This is a genomic window from Massilia sp. ZL223 (genome assembly GCF_018119395.1).
Lineage (GTDB): Bacteria > Pseudomonadota > Gammaproteobacteria > Burkholderiales > Burkholderiaceae_D > Telluria.
The window spans coordinates 23540-41413 of record NZ_JAGPWD010000007.1; the positions used below are offsets into that span (position 1 = coordinate 23540).

General features: G+C 65.7%; 16 protein-coding genes. 7 read left to right on the forward strand and 9 right to left on the reverse strand.

The features are described 5' to 3' along the window. The first annotated feature begins 74 nt into the window (after positions 1–74). The 5 genes from KBW95_RS06960 to hemW all read left to right on the forward strand — a co-directional run bounded on the left by KBW95_RS06960 (position 75) and on the right by hemW (position 4766). Entirely contained in the window at positions 75–1058 is a 984-nt protein-coding gene (locus KBW95_RS06960) for a serine/threonine-protein kinase (RefSeq protein ID WP_211524484.1), read from the forward strand. Between the two features lie 9 nt (positions 1059–1067). Further along, positions 1068–1994 (forward strand): PP2C family serine/threonine-protein phosphatase, encoded by a 927-nt coding sequence (locus tag KBW95_RS06965; protein WP_211524483.1) that lies wholly within the window; start codon positions 1068–1070, stop codon positions 1992–1994. Between the two features lie 22 nt (positions 1995–2016). After that, positions 2017–2751, forward strand: a complete 735-nt coding sequence (gene rph, locus KBW95_RS06970) for a ribonuclease PH (RefSeq protein ID WP_211524482.1) — start codon at positions 2017–2019, stop codon at positions 2749–2751. Positions 2752–2949: 198 nt separating this feature from the next. After that, complete coding sequence (gene rdgB, locus KBW95_RS06975) at positions 2950–3534, forward strand: RdgB/HAM1 family non-canonical purine NTP pyrophosphatase (protein WP_211524481.1); 585 nt, start codon at positions 2950–2952, stop codon at positions 3532–3534. Further along, on the forward strand, positions 3531–4766 hold the full coding sequence (hemW, locus tag KBW95_RS06980; RefSeq protein WP_211527813.1) for a radical SAM family heme chaperone HemW: 1236 nt from the start codon (positions 3531–3533) through the stop codon (positions 4764–4766). The genes rdgB and hemW overlap by 4 nt, the downstream gene beginning before the upstream one ends. Before the next feature lie 4 nt (positions 4767–4770). Here the strand turns inward: hemW and KBW95_RS06985 are convergent, their stop codons facing one another. Continuing rightward, the gene (locus KBW95_RS06985) at positions 4771–5508 is read right to left on the reverse strand and encodes a hypothetical protein (protein ID WP_211527814.1); all 738 of its coding nucleotides are present in this window, start codon (positions 5506–5508) and stop codon (positions 4771–4773) included. Between the two features lie 119 nt (positions 5509–5627). Continuing rightward, positions 5628–6068, reverse strand: coding sequence for a thioesterase family protein (locus KBW95_RS06990; RefSeq protein WP_211524478.1), 441 nt, complete (start codon positions 6066–6068; stop codon positions 5628–5630). Positions 6069–6161: 93 nt separating this feature from the next. Between KBW95_RS06990 and KBW95_RS06995 the strand changes: the two genes are divergently transcribed. Next, positions 6162–7160, forward strand: coding sequence for a GlxA family transcriptional regulator (locus tag KBW95_RS06995; RefSeq protein WP_211527815.1), 999 nt, complete (start codon positions 6162–6164; stop codon positions 7158–7160). A 6-nt stretch (positions 7161–7166) separates the two neighbouring features. Here the strand turns inward: KBW95_RS06995 and KBW95_RS07000 are convergent, their stop codons facing one another. From KBW95_RS07000 to KBW95_RS07010, 3 genes are read right to left on the reverse strand one after another with little or no spacing between them, the layout of a single operon-like run. Continuing rightward, the gene (locus KBW95_RS07000; protein WP_211524476.1) at positions 7167–8600 is read right to left on the reverse strand and encodes an efflux transporter outer membrane subunit; all 1434 of its coding nucleotides are present in this window, start codon (positions 8598–8600) and stop codon (positions 7167–7169) included. Next, on the reverse strand, positions 8597–11752 hold the full coding sequence (locus KBW95_RS07005) for an efflux RND transporter permease subunit (RefSeq protein WP_211524475.1): 3156 nt from the start codon (positions 11750–11752) through the stop codon (positions 8597–8599). The genes KBW95_RS07000 and KBW95_RS07005 overlap by 4 nt, the downstream gene beginning before the upstream one ends. Positions 11753–11770: 18 nt before the next feature. Next, the gene (locus KBW95_RS07010; RefSeq protein ID WP_211524474.1) at positions 11771–12985 is read right to left on the reverse strand and encodes an efflux RND transporter periplasmic adaptor subunit; all 1215 of its coding nucleotides are present in this window, start codon (positions 12983–12985) and stop codon (positions 11771–11773) included. A gap of 163 nt (positions 12986–13148) precedes the next feature. On the opposite strand from KBW95_RS07010, the gene KBW95_RS07015 reads away from it, so the two are divergent. Next, entirely contained in the window at positions 13149–13766 is a 618-nt protein-coding gene (locus tag KBW95_RS07015) for a TetR family transcriptional regulator (protein ID WP_211524473.1), read from the forward strand. Between the two features lie 65 nt (positions 13767–13831). On the opposite strand, the gene tal is transcribed toward KBW95_RS07015, so the two are convergent. The 4 genes from tal to zwf all read right to left on the reverse strand — a co-directional run bounded on the left by tal (position 13832) and on the right by zwf (position 17873). Next, positions 13832–14761: a transaldolase gene (tal, locus tag KBW95_RS07020; protein WP_211524472.1), complete on the reverse strand. Its 930-nt coding sequence runs from the start codon at positions 14759–14761 to the stop codon at positions 13832–13834. A gap of 213 nt (positions 14762–14974) precedes the next feature. Then, positions 14975–15472, reverse strand: a complete 498-nt coding sequence (locus KBW95_RS07025) for a GAF domain-containing protein (protein ID WP_211524471.1) — start codon at positions 15470–15472, stop codon at positions 14975–14977. Positions 15473–15541: 69 nt separating this feature from the next. Continuing rightward, entirely contained in the window at positions 15542–16396 is an 855-nt protein-coding gene (locus KBW95_RS07030) for an SIS domain-containing protein (RefSeq protein ID WP_211524470.1), read from the reverse strand. A gap of 7 nt (positions 16397–16403) precedes the next feature. Further along, positions 16404–17873, reverse strand: a complete 1470-nt coding sequence (gene zwf / locus KBW95_RS07035; protein ID WP_211527816.1) for a glucose-6-phosphate dehydrogenase — start codon at positions 17871–17873, stop codon at positions 16404–16406. Position 17874: the final 1 nt, after the last annotated feature.

Below are 17874 nucleotides of genomic sequence, written 5' to 3' on the forward strand. Positions count from 1 at the left end.
TCGGACGCTCTTATTCTTTACAAAGCCGATATTTATCCACACAATCGTCCTGTTTAGCAAGGAAACCCACTTGGATGGCCACTCAGAATAACGCACCCCTGCCCGATGGCCTGGAAATTGCCGGATACCGCATTGTAAAGAAAATTGCGTCCGGTGGGTTCAGTATTGTTTATCTGGCATATGACGCCGAGGGCAACGCGGTCGCCATCAAGGAATACCTCCCCAGCGCGCTGGCTTTGCGCCAACCGGGCGAGCTCATACCGGTGGTTTCAAAGCCGAATTTACCGATCTTCCGCATCGGCCTGAAATGCTTCTTCGAAGAAGGCAGGGCGCTGGCCAAGATCGTCCACCCCAACGTGGTGCGGGTAGTGAATTTCTTCCGCGCGAACGAAACGGTCTACATGGTGATGGCCTACGAATCCGGCCACACCCTGCAAGACCATATCGCGCGCGCGGCCCAGCGCGGAAGCCGCCTGGGAGAGCAGTTCGTGCGCCAGGTATTCAACGGCGTCTGCGGCGGCCTGCGCGAAGTCCACGCCAACAAGCTGCTGCACCTGGACCTCAAGCCGGCCAACATCTACCTGCGCACCGACGGTTCGCCCCTGCTGCTGGACTTCGGCGCCGCGCGCCAGACCATCAACATCGACGCGCCCATGCTGGCGCCGATGTACACGCCGGGCTTCGCCGCGCCGGAGCTGAGCGCCAAGGGCACGGCCCTGGGCCCGTGGACCGACATCTACAGCATCGGCGCGGCCATGTTCGCGTGCATGGCCTGCACCACGCCGCAGGCGGTGGACGCGCGCAGGCTGGAGGACAAGCTGCCGGGACAACTGGATGCATTGGAATTGCGCTATTCGCGCGAGCTGGTGGCCATGGTGCGGTCCTGCCTGGCGCTCGATCCGCTGGCGCGCCCGCAAAGCGTGTTCGCGATCCAGAAGATGCTGCAGGCCGCGCCTGCGGTGCCGGTTCCCGAGCCGGAATCCGCCGAAGAAGAGCGCCCATCCGGCTGGCGCGGGCTGGCCGGCCGGCTCGGTTTCGGCCGCAAAGCAGGGAGCTAAGGAGCCGTCATGCAGTTTTCCGTCTACCAGCAAAGCCACATCGGCGGGCGCAAGGTCAACCAGGACCGCATGGGCTACAGCTTCACGCGCGACGCGCTGCTGCTGGTGCTGGCCGACGGCATGGGCGGCCACCTGCGCGGGGAGATCGCCGCCACCATCGCCTTGCAGACCATCTCGATGATGTTCCGCATGCAGGCCAAGCCGTATGTGAAGAAGCCCGAGCGCTTCCTGGAAGAGGCCTTGCAGCAGGCGCACCGCGACATCCTCGATTACGCGGCCAGGCACCAGCTGCCCGACACCCCGCGCACCACGGTGGTCGCTTGCCTGGTGCAGCACAATTGCGCGATGTGGGCGCACTGCGGCGATTCGCGTCTGTACTGGCTGCGCCGCAACCAGATCCTGGCGCGCACGCGCGACCACTCGCACCTGGAATACCTGATCGAGAAGGGCAAGGCCCTGGAATCGGAACGCAACACGCACCCGGACCGCAACAAGCTGTACAACTGCCTGGGCGCGTCCGGCACGCCCAAGGTGGAACTGTCGCGCCAGGCCAGCCTGGAACCGGGCGACGTGCTGCTGCTGTGTTCCGACGGCCTGTGGGGCATGCTGCCCGACAGCGAGATCCTGCACCGGCTCTCGACCTCCACCATCGTCCAGGCGATTCCGGACATGGTGTCGATGGCGACCGCGATCGGCGGCGCGCGCGCCGACAACACCACGGCGCTCGGTATCATGTGGCAAGGGGCTGATGTGCCGGGCGCCGACATGAAGAACATCATCTCTACCCAGATGCTGCCCGAGGACGAAGTCAGCTCGACGATCACCGCCGGCCAGCCGGCGCCTTCCGAGACCGACGCGTTCGACGAGGACGAGATCGAAAAGGCGATCGCCGAGATTCGCGAGGCGATCGAGAAGTCTTCCCAGTTACTCAAATAAGAAATAAATAGGAAACCAAGACATGACATTTGAACACCGCCCGAGCGGGCGCGCGGTCGACCAGCTGCGTCCGATCCGCATCACGCGCCAGTACACCAAGCATGCCGAGGGTTCGGTCCTGATCGAATGCGGCGACACCAAGGTGATCTGCACCGCCAGCATCGAAGATAAGGTGCCGCCTTTCCTGAAAGGGAAGGGGCAGGGCTGGCTGACGGCCGAATACGGCATGCTGCCGCGCTCGACCCACACCCGCATGGACCGCGAGGCCGCGCGCGGCAAGCAGACCGGCCGCACGCAGGAGATCCAGCGTTTGATCGGGCGTTCGCTGCGGGCGGCGTTCGACCTGGAAGCGTTTGGCGAACGCACCCTGCACCTGGACTGCGACGTGATCCAGGCGGATGGCGGCACGCGCACGGCGTCGATTACCGGCGCGATGGTGGCGGCGTATGACGCCTTCAACGCGCTGGTGGGCCGGGGCGTCGTGGCCGCGGTGCCGGTGCGGCACTTCGTGGCGGCGATCTCGGTGGGCGTGTATCGCGGCACGCCGGTGCTGGACCTGGATTATGTCGAGGATTCGGATTGCGATACCGATATGAATGTGGTGATGACCGAGGCGGGGCACTTTATCGAGGTGCAGGGCACGGCTGAAGGGGCGGCGTTTGATCGGGCCGGGATGAATCGCTTGCTGGACCTGGCGCAGCTGGGGATTACGGATCTCGTGAAGCTGCAGCGGCAGGCGCTGGGGTTGGCGATTTAGCAAGCAAACTTAGGTTCCGGCCTTCGCCGGAACGACGTGCTGGTCGAAGTGGCAAGCTCTAAGACCGTCGTCCCGGCGAAGGCCGGAACAATGCCACTGGCATTGTTCCGCCCAAGTTCGCAGCGCAGCCACCAGAGCAAGCACTAGCTCAAAGCAGTAAAATATCCCCCCTCCGCAGAACCCACTCCCACACACACCATGACCCAACGCCTGATCCTCGCCTCCAACAACGCCGGCAAGCTGAAGGAATTCGCCCAGCTCCTCGAACCCATCGGTTTCGAACTGCACCCGCAAGGCGAATTCAATGTCCCGGAAGCGGAAGAGCCGTTCGGCACCTTCGTCGAAAACGCGCTGGCCAAAGCCCGTCACGCCGCGCGCCTGACCGGCCTGCCGGCGCTGGCCGACGATTCGGGCGTGTGCGTGAACGCCCTGGGCGGCGCACCGGGCGTCTATTCGGCGCGCTATGCGGGCGAACCGAAATCCGACGCCCGCAACAATGAGAAGCTGGTGGCCGACCTGGCCCTTCAGGCCGACAAGTCGGCCTATTACTACTGCGTGCTGGTCTACGTGCGCCACGCGGACGACCCGCAGCCGGTGATCGCCGACGGCCGCTGGAACGGGGAAATCATCGACCAGCCGCGCGGCGCCAACGGCTTCGGCTACGATCCGCACTTCCTGATCCCGTCGCTTGGACAAACCACCGCCGAACTGGACCCGGCCCGGAAAAACGCCATGTCGCACCGCGGCCAGGCCCTGCGTGCGCTCGTCGAGAAACTGAAATGATCCCCATTAAAGTCGCTGGCCCAGCGCCGAGCGAGCCCCGTAATCCCGCCACCGCCGCGCTGCAATACCTGCAGCCGGGCGCGCTGAACATGACCGCGCTGCCGCCGCTGTCGCTCTACATCCACTGGCCCTGGTGCGTGCGCAAGTGCCCCTACTGCGATTTCAATTCGCACGAGGCCAAGGGCGAGGTGCCCGAGCAGGAATACCTGGACGCCGTGCGCCTGGACCTGGAGCAGTCGCTGCCCCTGATCTGGGGCCGCAAGATCCACACGGTGTTCATCGGCGGCGGTACGCCCAGCCTGATGTCGGCGCAAGCCCTGGACCAGCTGCTGGCCATGGTGCGCACCCTGCTGCCGCTGGAGCTCGACGCCGAGATCACGATGGAAGCCAATCCCGGCACCTTCGAATCCGAGCGCTTCAAGGCCTATCGCAGCAGCGGCGTCAACCGCCTGTCGATCGGCATCCAGAGCTTCAACCCGGCCCACCTCAAGGCACTGGGCCGCATCCACGACGGCGACGAGGCTCTCCGCGCGGTCGAGATCGCGAAATCCACCTTCGACAATTTCAACCTCGACCTGATGTACGCGCTGCCCTCGCAGTCGCTGGACGAAGCCCGCCACGACCTGGAGACCGCGCTGTCCTTCGAGCCGCCGCACCTGTCGCTGTACCACCTGACGATGGAACCGAACACCGTGTTCGCCAAGTATCCGCCGCAGCTGCCGGACGACGACACCAGCGCCGACATGCAGGACATGATCGCGGAGGTGACCGCCGCAGCGGGTTACGAACACTACGAAGTATCGGCCTACGCACAGAAGGGCCGCCGCGCGCGCCACAACCTGAACTATTGGCAGTTCGGCGACTACCTCGGCATCGGCGCCGGTGCGCATTCGAAGATCTCCTTCCCGCACCGCATCCTGCGCCAGGCGCGCTTCAAGCAGCCGGCCTCCTTCATCGAGGCGGCCAGGCGCGGCAACCCGGTGCAGGAAGAGCGCGAGATCGGCCGCGCCGACATGGGTTTCGAATTCATGCTCAACGCGCTGCGCCTGGTCGACGGCTTCGATCCGAACCTGTTCGGCGAGCGCACCGGCATGAGCATCAGCACCATCGGCAAAGCCCTGAACGAGGCCGAGGCCAAGGGCCTGCTCTACCGCGACCACAAGCTGATCCGCCCGACCGAACTGGGCCAGCGCTTCCTGAACGACCTGCAGGAGATGTTCCTGGCCGAGTGAGCTGCTAGGTGCGTACCGCGCCGGCGAGCGCGGTGATGGTGCGCGCCAGGCCGCTGACCACGCGCGCCATGCCGTCCACGTCCACTTTCTCCGAAGTGCGATGGTAGGGGTAGTCCAGGAAGCCGGTCTCGGTGATCAACAGGGCAGGGGAGCCGGGACGCTCGCGGCTGCGATGGTCCGACAGGGTCACGCCCATCACATGGGCCGGCGCCGCCAGGCCGTGATCCAGCGTTTCCGTCTGTTCCCTGAAGGCGTCCAGCGCCTGGCGCACCCGCGCCGACGCCTCCATGGTGCCGGCGAAGGCGATGAAGCTGCCTGCCTCCGGCAGCCCATCCGCACTCTCCACGGGCGCCTGATCGGCGAAGAATACGAAGCGGATCTCGGTGCCGCGGCTGGGCTGCATGGTCTTCAGGATGCGCGCCAGCTCCAGCACTGCCGCCGTGCCGCCGCCGCGGTCGCCGACGATGAAGACGCGTTCGGGCCGTGCGCCCGGCGCCAGGTTCGCAATCGACACTTCGATATCGCGCGCCTGGCGTACGCGCACAGGCGCGTAGCCGAAGCGCTTGAGCGTGGTCTCGATATAGCGTCCGGAAGCATCAGGCGCCGTGGTGGACGTCGCTTCCACGTGGGCGCGCAGGCGCGCCGTCAGCGGCGGCGCGGCGGGGGCGGAATCGATTTCCGCCGTGATCAGCGCCAGCACGATGGCAAGCAGGATCGCAATCAGCTTCCAGTGTGTGTGCAAGAATTGTCGCATGGCCGGCAAGCGCCCAAGGCGCATCAAGCGGTCGATGCGTCCAGTGTAGCCAAATCGTTCCCGGCCCGCGTCCGCGCGCAATCAATTCCGCGCTTCAACACGCCGGATCAGCGCGCGCTCCCCGGCAGGCCGGCGAAATCCTCGGTGCGCGCCAGGCTGCGCAGCAGGTCGGCAAGCTCGGGGGGCGGGACGGTCAGCTTGCGCTGGCGCAGGTCGAACCAGCCGCCCAGCGAGGTCACGCGCGCGCGCAGCACGCCCTCGCGGTAAAAGGTGTTCCGCAGGTTCATGCGGCTGGCGTCCTCCGACAGCCCCGCCATCTCGAAGGTGACCGTGATCTCGTCGAGCAGGCGGCATTCGCGAAAGTACTCGATCTGGTCGCGCATCACCACCGGCCCCAGCTGCAGGCGCATGAACTCGCTCATCGGAAAGCCGTGCTCGGCGAAATACATCATGCGCACGTCGGCCGACTTGTCGAGGTAGGCGGTATTGCGCATGTGGGCATTGAAGTCCATGTCGCCCCATCCGGCGACCAGGGTTTTCTGGAACATGGTGTTTCTCCTTATTCGAAGCAAGCGTCACTGTACAGCGGCGGGTGGCAATGAGAAACTGGCAGAATTGACTATATCGATACCGAATTTGCCATGCGCATCGTCGTCCTCGCCCTGAATGCCGTATTTGACACCGGATTGGCCACGGTGCTCGATGCATTCCGCACTGCCGGCGAACTGGCCGGGCCGCACGCGCCCTTCGAACTCACGCTGGCCGGTGTGCGCGCCGAGGTGCGCAGCGCGCAGGGGCTGGGCGTGCCGGTGGTGCCGGTGGAGAGCTGCGGCGTGCCGGACCTGGTGATCGTACCGGCGATCGGGTACAAGATGCCGGAGCCTTTGGCGCAAGCGCTGGCGAGCGAGGAAGTCCGCGACGCGGGCCTGGCGCTGCGGCGCTGGGCGGAGCAGGGCGTGCGCATCGCGGCGCCCTGCATCGGCGCCTTCGTGCTGGCGGAGACGGGGCTGCTGGACGGGCATGAGGCGACCTGCACCTGGTGGCTGACGCCGATGTTCCGCGAACGCCATCCGCATGTGGGTTTGGACGCGCGGCGCATGGTGGTGCAGTCGGGGCAGTTCGTCACCGCGGGCGCGGCGCTGGGGCACCTGGACCTGGCGCTGTGGTTGATCCGGCAGTCCAGTCCCGAGCTGGCGGCATTGGTAGCGCGCTACCTGATCGTCGATGCGCGGCCGAGCCAGAGTGCGTATGTGATCTCGGATCATCTGCTGCACCACGATCCGCTCGTTGCCGGCTTCGACCGGTGGGCACGGGAGCATCTGGCGAAGCGTTTCAGCCTGGAGGCGGCGGCGGGGGCGCTGGCGACCAGCAAGCGTACCCTAGCGCGAAGGATGGCGGATACCTTGGGGAAGACGCCTGTCGAGCATGTGCAGGATCTGCGGATCGAGCGGGCGGTGCATTTGCTCAGAACGAGCGATTCTTCGGTGGAGCGGATTGCGGAGCAGGTCGGGTATAAGGATGGGGTGACGCTGCGGTCCTTGTTGCGCAAGCGGCTGGGCAAGGGCGTACGCGAGTTGCGGAACCCAAGCTTCGCGCACACCACTGCAATAAAAAACGGGCCCGAAGGCCCGTTCCGATAAAGTCGCTCAGCGCGCCGCGACCGGCGCCGCAGGCTCCGTCCATCCCCCGCCCAGCACGCGGTACAGGGTGACCTGATTCTGCAAACGCTGCAGGTTCGCCTGAATCGCCAGCTGCTGCGCCTGGAACAGCGAACGCTGCGCATCCAGCAGATCCAGGTAGCTCGCCGCCCCATTCCGGTAACGCAGGTCCGACAGGTTGAAGCGCTCGCTTTCCGCCTCGGCCACGGCACGCTGGGCGCGCAGCTGCTCGCTGAAGGTCGCCTGTCCCGCCAGCGCATCCGCCACTTCGCGGAAGGCCGTCTGGATCGAGCGCTCGTACTGGGCCACCGCGACATCGCGCTGCGCACGGGCAGAACCCAGCACCGCGGTGTTGCGGCCGTAGTCGAAGATCGGCAGGACCGCTTGCGGCGCAAAGGTCCAGCCATACGATCCGCTCTTGAACAGCCCCGACAGCTCGGTGCTGGCGCTGCCCACGCTGCCCGTCAGCGAAATGCGCGGGAAGAAGTTGGCGCGCGCCGCGCCGATGTTGGCATTGGCGGCGATCAGCTGCTGCTCGGCCGCGCGGATGTCCGGGCGGCTGGCCAGCAGGTCGGACGGCAGCCCGGCCGGCAGGTCCGGCAGCTCGGTCGCCGCGAGGGTGACCGCGCCCGGCTGCAGCTCAGGCAGCGGCTGGCCGACCAGCAGGGTCAGCAGGTTGATGTCCTGCGCGCGCTGGCGCTGGGCTTGCGCCAAGGTGGTGCGCGCGGTCTCGACCAGCGAGCGCGATTGCTGCAGCTCGAGGCGCGACACGACGCCGTTCTCGAAGCGCAGCTGGGTCAGCTTGTCCGACTCCTCGCGGGTCTGCACGGTGCGCTGGGCGAGGGACAGCAATTCCTCGTCCGCCAGCAGCTGCAGGTAGGCGTTGGCGACCGAAGCGACCAGGCTGATCTGCGTGGTCTTGCGCGCTTCCTCGGTGGCGAGGTACTGCGCCAGCGCCGCATCCGACAGGTTGCGCACGCGGCCGAACAGGTCGAGCTCGAAGCTGGAGACCGTGAAGCCGGCCTGGTAGACGCTGTTGATCGGTTCGTCTTCGCCGGTGGTCTGGCGCTGGCCTGTGATGGCGGCGCCCACCGTCGGCAGACGGTCCGCACGCTGGATGCGGTACTGCGAGCGCGCCTGCTCGATGTTGGCGATGGCGATGCGCAGGTCGCGGTTGTTGGCCAGCGACAGCTCGATCAGCTGGCGCAGGCGCGCGTCGGCGAAGAAGCGCTGCCATTCCATGTTGGCTGCCGCTTCCGTGGCGGCCGCGTTGGCCGGTGCGGTGGCCGCACGCGGCACGCCAGGGAAGCTGCCCGCCACCGGCGCCGCCGGACGCTCGTACTTGGGCGCCAGCGACATGCAGCCTGCCAGCGCCATAGCCAGCGCCAGCGGAGTCACGATGAGTTTGATGTGTTTGATCATATTTTCTTGTCCACGACGACGGTTTCTTCTTCATGCGCGTACTTCTTGCGCTGGCGCTCGCTGCCCTTGAAGAACTTGCGGATCACGACGAAGAATACAGGAACGAAGAGCACGCCCAGGGTCGTCGCGGTGATCATGCCGCCCATGACGCCGGTACCGATCGCACGCTGCGATGCCGAACCCGCGCCACCGGCGATCACCAGCGGCAGCACGCCCAGGATGAAAGCCAGCGAGGTCATGATGATCGGACGGAAGCGCAGGTGCGCCGCCTGGATCGCCGCTTCCATCGGCGACTTGCCCTGCGCCTGCAGGTCCTTCGCGAATTCGATGATCAGGACCGCGTTCTTCGCCGCCAGGCCGATGATGGTCACCAGGCCGATCTTGAAGTACACGTCGTTCGGATAACCGCGCAGCATCGCCGCCAGGATCGCGCCGAGCACGCCCAGCGGCACCACCAGCAGCACCGAGACCGGAATCGACCAGCTCTCGTACAGCGCCGCCAGCGCCAGGAAGATCGCCAGCATCGAGAAGGCCATCAGGATGCCCATGGTCGAACCGGACAGCTTCTCTTCACGCGACTGGCCAGTCCATTCGAAGGCGAAGCCGGACGGCAGCTGGCCCGCGAGGCGTTCCATCTCGGCCATCGCGTCGCCGGTCGAATAGCCCGGCTTGGCGTCGCCCGCGATGCTCATCGCCGGATAGCCGTTGTAGCGGATGGTCTGCATCGGACCGGTGATCCAGCGCGTGGTGGCGAAGGACGACAGCGGCACCGGCTGGCCCTGCACGTTCATCGCGTTCAGGCGCAGCAGGTCGTCCGGCTGCATGCGGGCGCTGGCCTCGGCCTGCACCACGACACGCTGCAGGCGGCCGGCGTTCGGGAAGTCGTTCACGTAGGCCGAGCCGAGCGAGGTCGAGATCGCGGTATTGATCGCATCGAAGGTCACGCCCAGGGCCTGCGCCTTGTCGCGGTCGATGTCGAGCATCACCTGCGGCGCGTCTTCCAGGCCTTCCGGACGCACGCCGGCCAGGATCTTGCTCTGCGCCGCCATGCCCAGCAGCTGGTTACGCGCCGCCAGCAGGGCGTTGTGGCCGTTGCCGCCGCGGTCCTGCAGGCGGAAGGTGAAGCCGGTGCCGCGGCCCAGTTCCGGGATCGGCGGCGGCGACAGCGCGAAGATGAAGGCGTCGCGCACGCCCGACAGCCCGCCCATGATGCGGCCGGCCAGCGCCTGCGCGCTCGAACCGTCGCCTTTGCGCTCGCTCCAGTCCTTGAGCGGAATGAAGGCCAGCGCCATGTTCTGGCCGGAGCCCGAGAACGAGAAGCCCAGCACGCTGACCATGTTCGCGACTTCCGGCTGCTTCATGATGAAGGCTTCGGCCTGGCGCATCACCTCGCTGGTGCGCTCCTGGGTCGCGCCCGGCGGCAGCTGGATGTTGGCGATCACGTAGCCCTGGTCTTCGTTCGGCAGGAAGGAATTCGGCATGCGCGTGAACAGCAGGGCGACCACGCCGGTCACGACCACGAACACCAGCATCGCGCGGCCGGTGCCGCGCAGCAGGCGCGCGACCCAGCTCTCGTAGTTCTTGGCGGTGGCCGTGAACTTGCGGTTGAACCAGCCGAAGAAGCCTTTCTTCTCGTGGTGGTGGCCTGCTTCCACCGGCTTGAGCAGGTGGGCGCACAGCGCCGGGGTCAGGGTCAGCGCCAGGAAGGCCGAGAAGGCGATCGAGGACACCATGACGGCCGCGAACTGGCGGTAGATGTTGCCGACCGCGCCGCCGAAGAAGGCCAGCGGCACGAACACCGACATCAGCACCACGGTCACGCCGATGATCGCGCCGGAGATCTGGCCCATCGCCTTGCGGGTGGCCTGCAGCGGCGGCAAGCCTTCCTCGCTCATGATGCGCTCGACGTTCTCGACCACCACGATGGCGTCGTCGACCACGATACCGATCACCAGCACCATGCCGAACATGGTCAGCACGTTGATCGAGAAGCCCAGCGCCAGCAGGGTAGCCAGGGAGCCGAGCAGGGCGACCGGCACCACGATGGTCGGGATCAGGGTGTAGCGGATGTTCTGCAGGAACAGGTACATCACCAGGAACACCAGCACGATCGCTTCGATCAGGGTATGCACCACCTGCTCGATCGAGATGTCGATGAACTTGGAGCTGTCGAACGGGATCGCGTACTTCATCCCGGCCGGGAAGAACTTCGACAGTTCTTCCATGCGCGCCTTGATCAGCTTCGCGGTTTCGAGCGCGTTGCCGGACGGCGCCAGCTGGATACCGATACCGGTCGACGGCTTGCCGTTCAGGCGCGCCGAGGTGGCGTAGCCCTGGCCGCCGATCTCGATGCGCGCCACGTCCTTCAGGCGCACGGTGGAACCGTCCGGATTCGCGCGCAGCACGATGTTGCCGAACTGTTCGACGGTCGAGAGCTGGCCGGTCACGACCACGGTCGCGTTGATTTCCTGGCCGGCGGCCAGCGGCAGTTCGCCGATGGTGCCCGAGGCCACCTGGGCGTTCTGGCTGCGGATCGCGTTGTTGACGTCGGCCGGGGACAGGCGGAAGCCCACCAGCTTGGCCGGGTCGATCCAGACGCGCATCGCGCGCTCGGTGCCGAACAGCTGGGCGGTACCGACGCCCTTGATGCGCTGCAGTTCAGGCAGCACGGTGCGCGAGGCGTAGTCGCCCAGCGCGATCGGGTCCCACTTCGGATCGTCCGACGACAGGATCGTGAACAGCAGGAAGTTCGCGCGCACCTTGTCGACGCGCACGCCCTGCTGGTTCACCGCCTGCGGCAGGCGCGGAGCCGCGCGCGACAGGCGGTTCTGCACGTCCACCTGGGCCAGGTCCGGGTTGGTGCCGGTTTCGAAGGTCAGGGTGATCGAGCCGCTGCCGTTGGCGGAGCTGCTCGATTCCATGTAGATCAGGCCCGGCGAGCCGTTCATCTCGCGTTCGATGACGGAGATGACCGAGTCTTCCAGGGTCTGTGCGGAGGCGCCCGGGTAGGCGGCGTTGATCACGATCGATGGCGGAGCCACGTTCGGATACTGCGCGATCGGCAGCTGGGTGATCGAGACGCCGCCGATCACCATGATGAACAGCGCGATCACCCAGGCGAAAATAGGGCGGTCAATGAAAAAGCGTGCCATTGGAGTTCCTGTTCTTGCTTACTTCGCGGCTGCCGGGGCCGGCGCGGCGGCCGTCTGGGCCTTCGGCGTCCACGGCACGGTCTTGACCGGGGTGCCCGGCGGCAGCATCTGGAGCTTCTGGAAGCCGTCGACCATCACGCGCTCGCCTTCCTTCAGGCCTTCGGTGACGACCCAGTTCTGGCCGTTCTGCGAGGCGATCTTGACGGTGCGCGGGACCGGCTTGTTGTCGGCGCCGATCACAGTCAGGGTGTCGCCCTGAGCGCCGCCGCGGGTGACGGCCTGCTGGGGCACCAGGATGCCGTTCGGCAGTTCGGCCTGGGCCAGGCGCACGCGCACGTACTGGCCCGGCAGCAGGGCGTTGTCGGCGTTCGGCACGGTGGCGCGCAGGGTCACCTGGCCGGTGCTCGGATCCACGGTCACGTCCGAGAACAGCAGCTTGCCGCGCACCGGCATTTCGGTGCCGTCGTCCAGCATCACGGTGACCGGCAGGCTTGATGCAAGCTTCGAGGCGCCGGCCTGCTTGCGCAGGCGCTGCAGCTCGCTGGCCGACTGGGTGATGTTCAGGTACATCGGGTTGGTCTGCTGGATCAGCGCCATTTCGGTGGCTTCGGCGGCGGACACCAGCGCGCCTTCGGTCACCAGGGCGCGGCCGATGCGGCCGGAGATCGGGGCGTAGACGTTGGAATAGCCGAGGTTGATCTGCGAGACGCGCAGCTGGGCCCGGGCGGCCGCCACTTCGGCCTCGGCCGTCTTCTGGGCGGCGACGGCGTTGGTGTATTCCTGTTCGCTGATCGCCTTGGCTTCGGCCAGCGGCGCGTAGCGCTTGGCCTGGGCGCTGGCCTGGTTCAGGGTGGCCTGGGCGCGCGCCAGCGCCGCCTGGCTGCTGTTAAGCTGGGCCTGGTAAGGCGCCGGATCGATCTGGAACAGCGACTGGCCTTGCTTGACTTCGCTTCCCTCGGTGAACAGGCGCTTCAGGACGACGCCGTTGACGCGAGCGCGCACCTGGGCGGTGCGGACCGGCTCGGCGCGCGCCGGCAATTCGGTCTGCAGGGCGACCGGTTCGAATTTGGTGGTGATGACGCCGACTTCCGGGGCCGGCATCTGGCCGCCGGGGCCCCCGGCGCCAGGGGCGGCTGCGTCTTTCTTGCCGCAGGCGGACAGCAGCACCAGGGCCGCCAGGGTAGCGGCGGCAACCCGGGTCATGGACAGGGAAGAGGAGTTGGCAGAGCGCATTACATGCTTCCTTCTAGTTAATGAAACAGGATGACGCACTCTCACAACAACAACTTCTCCCGTGAGAGCGATATCATCGCTGGATTTTGCAGTCAGTTTTATATACTATCACGATTGTATGTAAATTGTTTTGTCATCCGATTTTTGGAATAGGCGTTCAAAGATGGCCCGTCGTACCAAGGAAGAAGCGGCCGCGACCCGCGACAGTATTCTAGACGCAGCGGAAATATTGTTCGCGAAACAAGGCGTTTCAAGGACAACGTTGCAGCATATAGCAAGCGCGGCGGGCGTGACGCGCGGTGCGATCTATTGGCATTTCCTGGACAAGGGCGCCTTGTTCAACGCGATGATGGACCGCGGCAAGTTCCCGATCGAAGAAGCGATGCAGGTGCTGGAGCAGCGCGAAGTCACCGACCCGCTGCAATGCCTGCGCGACGAGATGATGACGGTGCTGCGCATCGTGGCCGAGGACGAAAAGGCGCGCCGCGTGTTCGAGATCGCCACCCTCAAGACCGAGTTCGTGGACGAAGTCGACTCGGTACGCGCGCGCCGGCGCGAATCGATCGGCCTGTGGCAGGACAAGATGGAAGGCCATTTGAAGCAGGCGAAGGAGAAGGGCATGCTGCGGCCCGAGCTCGGCACCCGCGAGTCGGCGATGGGCTGCTGGATCATGATCGATGGCCTGATCCGCAACTGGATCTTCGAACCCACCAGCTTCGAGCTGCTTGCGGTGGGCGGGCATGTGGTCGACACCTACCTGGCGGGCCTGCGGGCTTGCTGAAGCGGGCGCACCAATGAAAAACGCCGCCTCGAGGGCGGCGTTCTTGTATGCGGGTCGCCGGGGGCTTAGCGCATTTGGGCGATCATCTTCTTCAGCTTGATCGAGTCGGCGACGAAGGCGCGGATGCCTTCGGCCAGCTTCTCGGTGCCCATCGCGTCTTCGTTCAGCATGAAGCGGAAGGTCTTCTCGTCGATGTCGATCTTGGCGATGTCGGCGTTCGCATCCGTGGTCAGCTTGCGCTCGACCGGCGCATCGGTGTCGGCCAGCTTCTGCAGCAGGTCCGGCGAGATGGTCAGCAGGTCGCAGCCGCTAAGCTCCAGGATTTGAGAGGTGTTGCGGAAGCTCGCGCCCATGACTTCGGTCTTGTAGCCGAACTTGCGGTAGTACTGGTAAATGCGCTTGACCGACTGCACGCCCGGATCGTCGGCGCCGGTGTATTCAATGCCGGTCGACTTCTTGTACCAGTCGTAGATGCGGCCCACGAACGGGGAGATCAGCTGGACGCCGGCTTCGGCACAGGCCACGGCCTGGCACAGCGAGAACAGCAGGGTCAGGTTGCAGTGGATGCCTTCCTTTTCCAGGATCTCGGCGGCGCGGATGCCTTCCCAGGTCGAGGCGATCTTGATCAGCACGCGCTCGCGCGACACGCCGGCCTTTTCGTACAGGGCGATCAGTTCGCGGCCTTTCGCCACGGTCGCTTCGGTGTCGAAGGACAGGGCGGCATCGATCTCGGTCGAGACGCGGCCCGGGACATACTTCAGGATCTCGACGCCGAAGCCGATCAGGAGGTTGTCGACGATTTCATCGATTTCCGCGTGCGGCGCGTCGGCGATGGCCTTTTCCAGCAGCGGGCGGTATTCCGGCTTTTGCACGGCCTTCAGGATCAGCGACGGGTTGGTGGTCGCGTCTTGCGGGGCGTAGGCCTTGATCGACTGGAAGTCGCCGGTGTCGGCGACCACGGTGGTGTATTGCTTGAGCTGTTCGAGTTGGTTCATGGTGTGGGTCTCGGTGTTTGGGAGTGTAACTTGTATTCTAGTGGCGGGGGCTGGGGTTTGGAAACTTGGATCCCGGCCTGCGCCGGGATGACGTGCTAAGTGTGCGGGTGTTCGTCACGCTAACTCGAGCCACTTACCCCGTCGTCCCGGCGAAGGCCGGGACAATGCCACTGGCATTGTCCCGCCCAAGTTTGCTTGCAAACCAACAACGTATTAGCAGTCGGTACCCTCAAGGAACGCAGCAATCATGCGCTCCAGCCCAACGCGATCTTCTTCAGAAAAGCGATCCGCCTTCGGGCTATCGATATCGAACACGCCGATCAGCTTGTCGTCCTTGATCAGCGGAATCACGATTTCCGACGCCGAGGCCGAATCGCAGGCGATGTGGCCCGGGAAGGCATGCACGTCCGGCACCACGATGGTCTTGCGCTCGACGGCGGTCGTGCCGCAGACGCCGCGGCCGAAAGGAATGCGGGCGCAGGCCGGCTTGCCCTGGAAGGGACCGACCAGCAGGTCCTGGCCTTCGCCTTTTTTCGAGGGAACGGTGAGGTAGAAGCCAGCCCAGTTCAGGTCGGCGATGGTGTCGTAGACGAGGGCGGAGAACTGGGAGGCGTTCGCGGTCAGGTCGCGTTCGCCTTCGAGGATGCTGGTGACCTGGCGGACCAGGAGGTCGTAGTCGGGGCGGGTGCTGCGTTCGGGGTTGATGTGCATGGCGGGGAGCGATGGACGGTCGAAACCCGGTATTTTACACCTGTGGGGTAATGGCTGCGGCCCGCAGTGTTAGCCAATAAACGAATCAAACTGCATATCAAACTCTTGAAGCGCCTTCTGCGCATTCTGCATCTTCTTGCGGAACTCCGGCCCGCGGCGCAAGGCCAGCCCCACCGCCAGCACGTCGATGACCACGAGGTAAGCCAGCCGCGCCGAAATCGGCGTGTACGGGTCGATCGCAAACACCAGATCAATCGGAATGAACAAGGTCGCCATCTCCGCCAGCGGCGTCCCCGACGGCGCCAGCACGATCACCTCGGCCCCGCCGGCCCTTGCCAGCTTGGCCGAGCGCGTCAGCGCCGGGTTGTTCCCGCGCTGCGAAATCGCCACCACCGCATCCCCTTCGCGCAGCAGCGCCGCGGCGATGGAGTGAATCGCCGGATCGGTATAAGCCACCGTCGGCACGCCCGAACGGAAGAACTTGTGCTGCGCATCCGCCGCCACGAAGCCCGAGGTCCCCTGGCCATAGAACTCGATCTTGTTCGCCCGCGACAGGATATCGAGCGCCTTCTGGATCAGTTCCGGCTTGAGGTTGTTGCGCAGGTCGAGCAGGGTATTGATCGAGCGGCTGCAGATCTTGTTGATCAGGTCCGAGGCCAGGTCGTCCTGGGCCGGCTGCTCGTTGGCGCCGGGCAGGGCCAGCGCCAGGCCCTGGGCCAGCTTGAGCTTGAACTCGTGCCAGCCTTCATAGCCGAGCGTGCGGCAGAAGCGCACCACGGTCGGTTCGGACACTTGCGCGCTCTTGGCCAGCGCCGTGATGTTCTGGCTGACCGTCGCGGACGGGGCGGCAAGCACCGCGAGCGCGACCTTGCGCTCCGACTTGGAGAGCGAATCGAGCTGGGTGCGGATCGAGTCGAGCAGCATGGCGGCCTCAGTCTTCCGGCAGGACTTCTTCGCGCCACTGCAGGCCGTCGCGGCCGATCAGCGCGCTCGATGCGGCAGGGCCCCAGGTGCCGGAGGTGTAGGGCGCCGGTGCGCTGTCGTCTTCTTCCCAGTGGTCCAGGATCGGCTCGACCCATTCCCAGGCCGCCTCCAGTTCGTCGCCACGCATGAACAGGGTCAGCTGGCCGCGCAGCACGTCGAGCAGCAAGCGCTCGTAGGCTTCCATGCGCGGGCTGGTGAACTGCTCGCGGAAGTCCAGTTCGAGTTCGGCCTGCTTGAGGCGCATCGAGTCGCCCGGGGTCTTGGCCATCAGGTTCATCGACAGGCCTTCGTCCGGCTGCAGGCGGATCACCAGGCTGTTCGGCTGGAAGCTGGAGGTCGGCTGGTTGAAGATCGAATGCGGGATCTGCTTGAAGCGCACCACGATCTCGGCCAGGCGGTCGGCCATGCGCTTGCCGGTGCGCAGGTAGAAGGGCACGCCGGCCCAGCGCCAGGTGTCGATCTCGGCCTTCATCGCCACGAAGGTCTCGGTGCGCGACTGCTTGGGCGCTTCCGGCTCGTCGCGGTAGCCCGGCACGGCCTTGCCGTCGATGTGGCCGGCGCGGTACTGGCCGCGCACGATGTTCTGGGCCAGGGTGGTCGGGGTGAAGCGCTTCAGCGAGCGCAGCACCTGCAGCTTGGCGTCGCGCACGGCGTCCGGCGCGATCGAGGCCGGCGGTTCCATGGCGACGATGCACAGCAGTTGCAGCAGGTGGTTCTGCAGCATGTCGCGCAGCGCGCCCGAGGTGTCGTAGTAGCCCAGGCGGTTGCCCACGCCGATCTTCTCGGCGATGGTGATCTGCACGTCCGAGATCCATTCGCGGCGCCACAGCGGCTCGAACAGGATGTTACCGAAGCGCAGGGCCAGCAGGTTCTGCACGGTTTCCTTGCCCAGGTAGTGGTCGATCCGGTAGATCTGCGATTCGGCGAACACCTTGCCCACGTCCGCGTTGATCTGCTTGGCCGAAGCCAGGTCGCGGCCGAGCGGCTTTTCCAGCACCACGCGCGAGTTCGGCGTGGCCAGGCCGGTCTCGGCCAGGTTGTCGCAGATGGTCGCGAACAGGTGGGGCGGGGTGGCCAGGTAGTAGACGCGGGTGAGGGACTCGTCCTTGCGCAGGGCCTCGACCAGCGGGTCGTAGGTGCCGACGTCGGTGGCGTTCAGGGCCACGTAGGTGATGCGCTTGAGGAAGCGGACCCAGTGTTCGTCGACCGGGGTTTCCTTGATGTGCGGTTTCGAGTTGCTTTCGACGAATTGCAGGAAGGCTTCCTGGGTCATGTCGTCGCGGCCGACGCAGATGATGCGGGCGCTGGCGGGGAGGTCATTGCAGACGTCGCGCGCGTACATCGCGGGGAGCAGCTTGCGCATCGCAAGGTCGCCGCTGCCGCCAAAGAAAACGAGATCGAAATCGGAAAGGGCCATG

Excerpts from the sequence above, each read along its gene's own strand:
- tal (WP_211524472.1), bottom strand. The coding sequence starts at position 14,761 with ATGAACCAACTCGAACAGCTCAAGCAATACACCACCGTGGTCGCCGAC.
- KBW95_RS06960 (WP_211524484.1), top strand. The coding sequence starts at position 75 with ATGGCCACTCAGAATAACGCACCCCTGCCCGATGGCCTGGAAATTGCC.
- zwf (WP_211527816.1), bottom strand. The coding sequence starts at position 17,873 with ATGGCCCTTTCCGATTTCGATCTCGTTTTCTTTGGCGGCAGCGGCGAC.
- KBW95_RS07015 (WP_211524473.1), top strand. The coding sequence starts at position 13,149 with ATGGCCCGTCGTACCAAGGAAGAAGCGGCCGCGACCCGCGACAGTATT.
- KBW95_RS06995 (WP_211527815.1), top strand. The coding sequence starts at position 6,162 with ATGCGCATCGTCGTCCTCGCCCTGAATGCCGTATTTGACACCGGATTG.
- KBW95_RS06965 (WP_211524483.1), top strand. The coding sequence starts at position 1,068 with ATGCAGTTTTCCGTCTACCAGCAAAGCCACATCGGCGGGCGCAAGGTC.
- rdgB (WP_211524481.1), top strand. The coding sequence starts at position 2,950 with ATGACCCAACGCCTGATCCTCGCCTCCAACAACGCCGGCAAGCTGAAG.
- KBW95_RS07030 (WP_211524470.1), bottom strand. The coding sequence starts at position 16,396 with ATGCTGCTCGACTCGATCCGCACCCAGCTCGATTCGCTCTCCAAGTCG.
- KBW95_RS06990 (WP_211524478.1), bottom strand. The coding sequence starts at position 6,068 with ATGTTCCAGAAAACCCTGGTCGCCGGATGGGGCGACATGGACTTCAAT.
- hemW (WP_211527813.1), top strand. The coding sequence starts at position 3,531 with ATGATCCCCATTAAAGTCGCTGGCCCAGCGCCGAGCGAGCCCCGTAAT.
- KBW95_RS07025 (WP_211524471.1), bottom strand. The coding sequence starts at position 15,472 with ATGCACATCAACCCCGAACGCAGCACCCGCCCCGACTACGACCTCCTG.
- KBW95_RS07010 (WP_211524474.1), bottom strand. The coding sequence starts at position 12,985 with ATGCGCTCTGCCAACTCCTCTTCCCTGTCCATGACCCGGGTTGCCGCC.
- KBW95_RS07005 (WP_211524475.1), bottom strand. The coding sequence starts at position 11,752 with ATGGCACGCTTTTTCATTGACCGCCCTATTTTCGCCTGGGTGATCGCG.
- rph (WP_211524482.1), top strand. The coding sequence starts at position 2,017 with ATGACATTTGAACACCGCCCGAGCGGGCGCGCGGTCGACCAGCTGCGT.
- KBW95_RS07000 (WP_211524476.1), bottom strand. The coding sequence starts at position 8,600 with ATGATCAAACACATCAAACTCATCGTGACTCCGCTGGCGCTGGCTATG.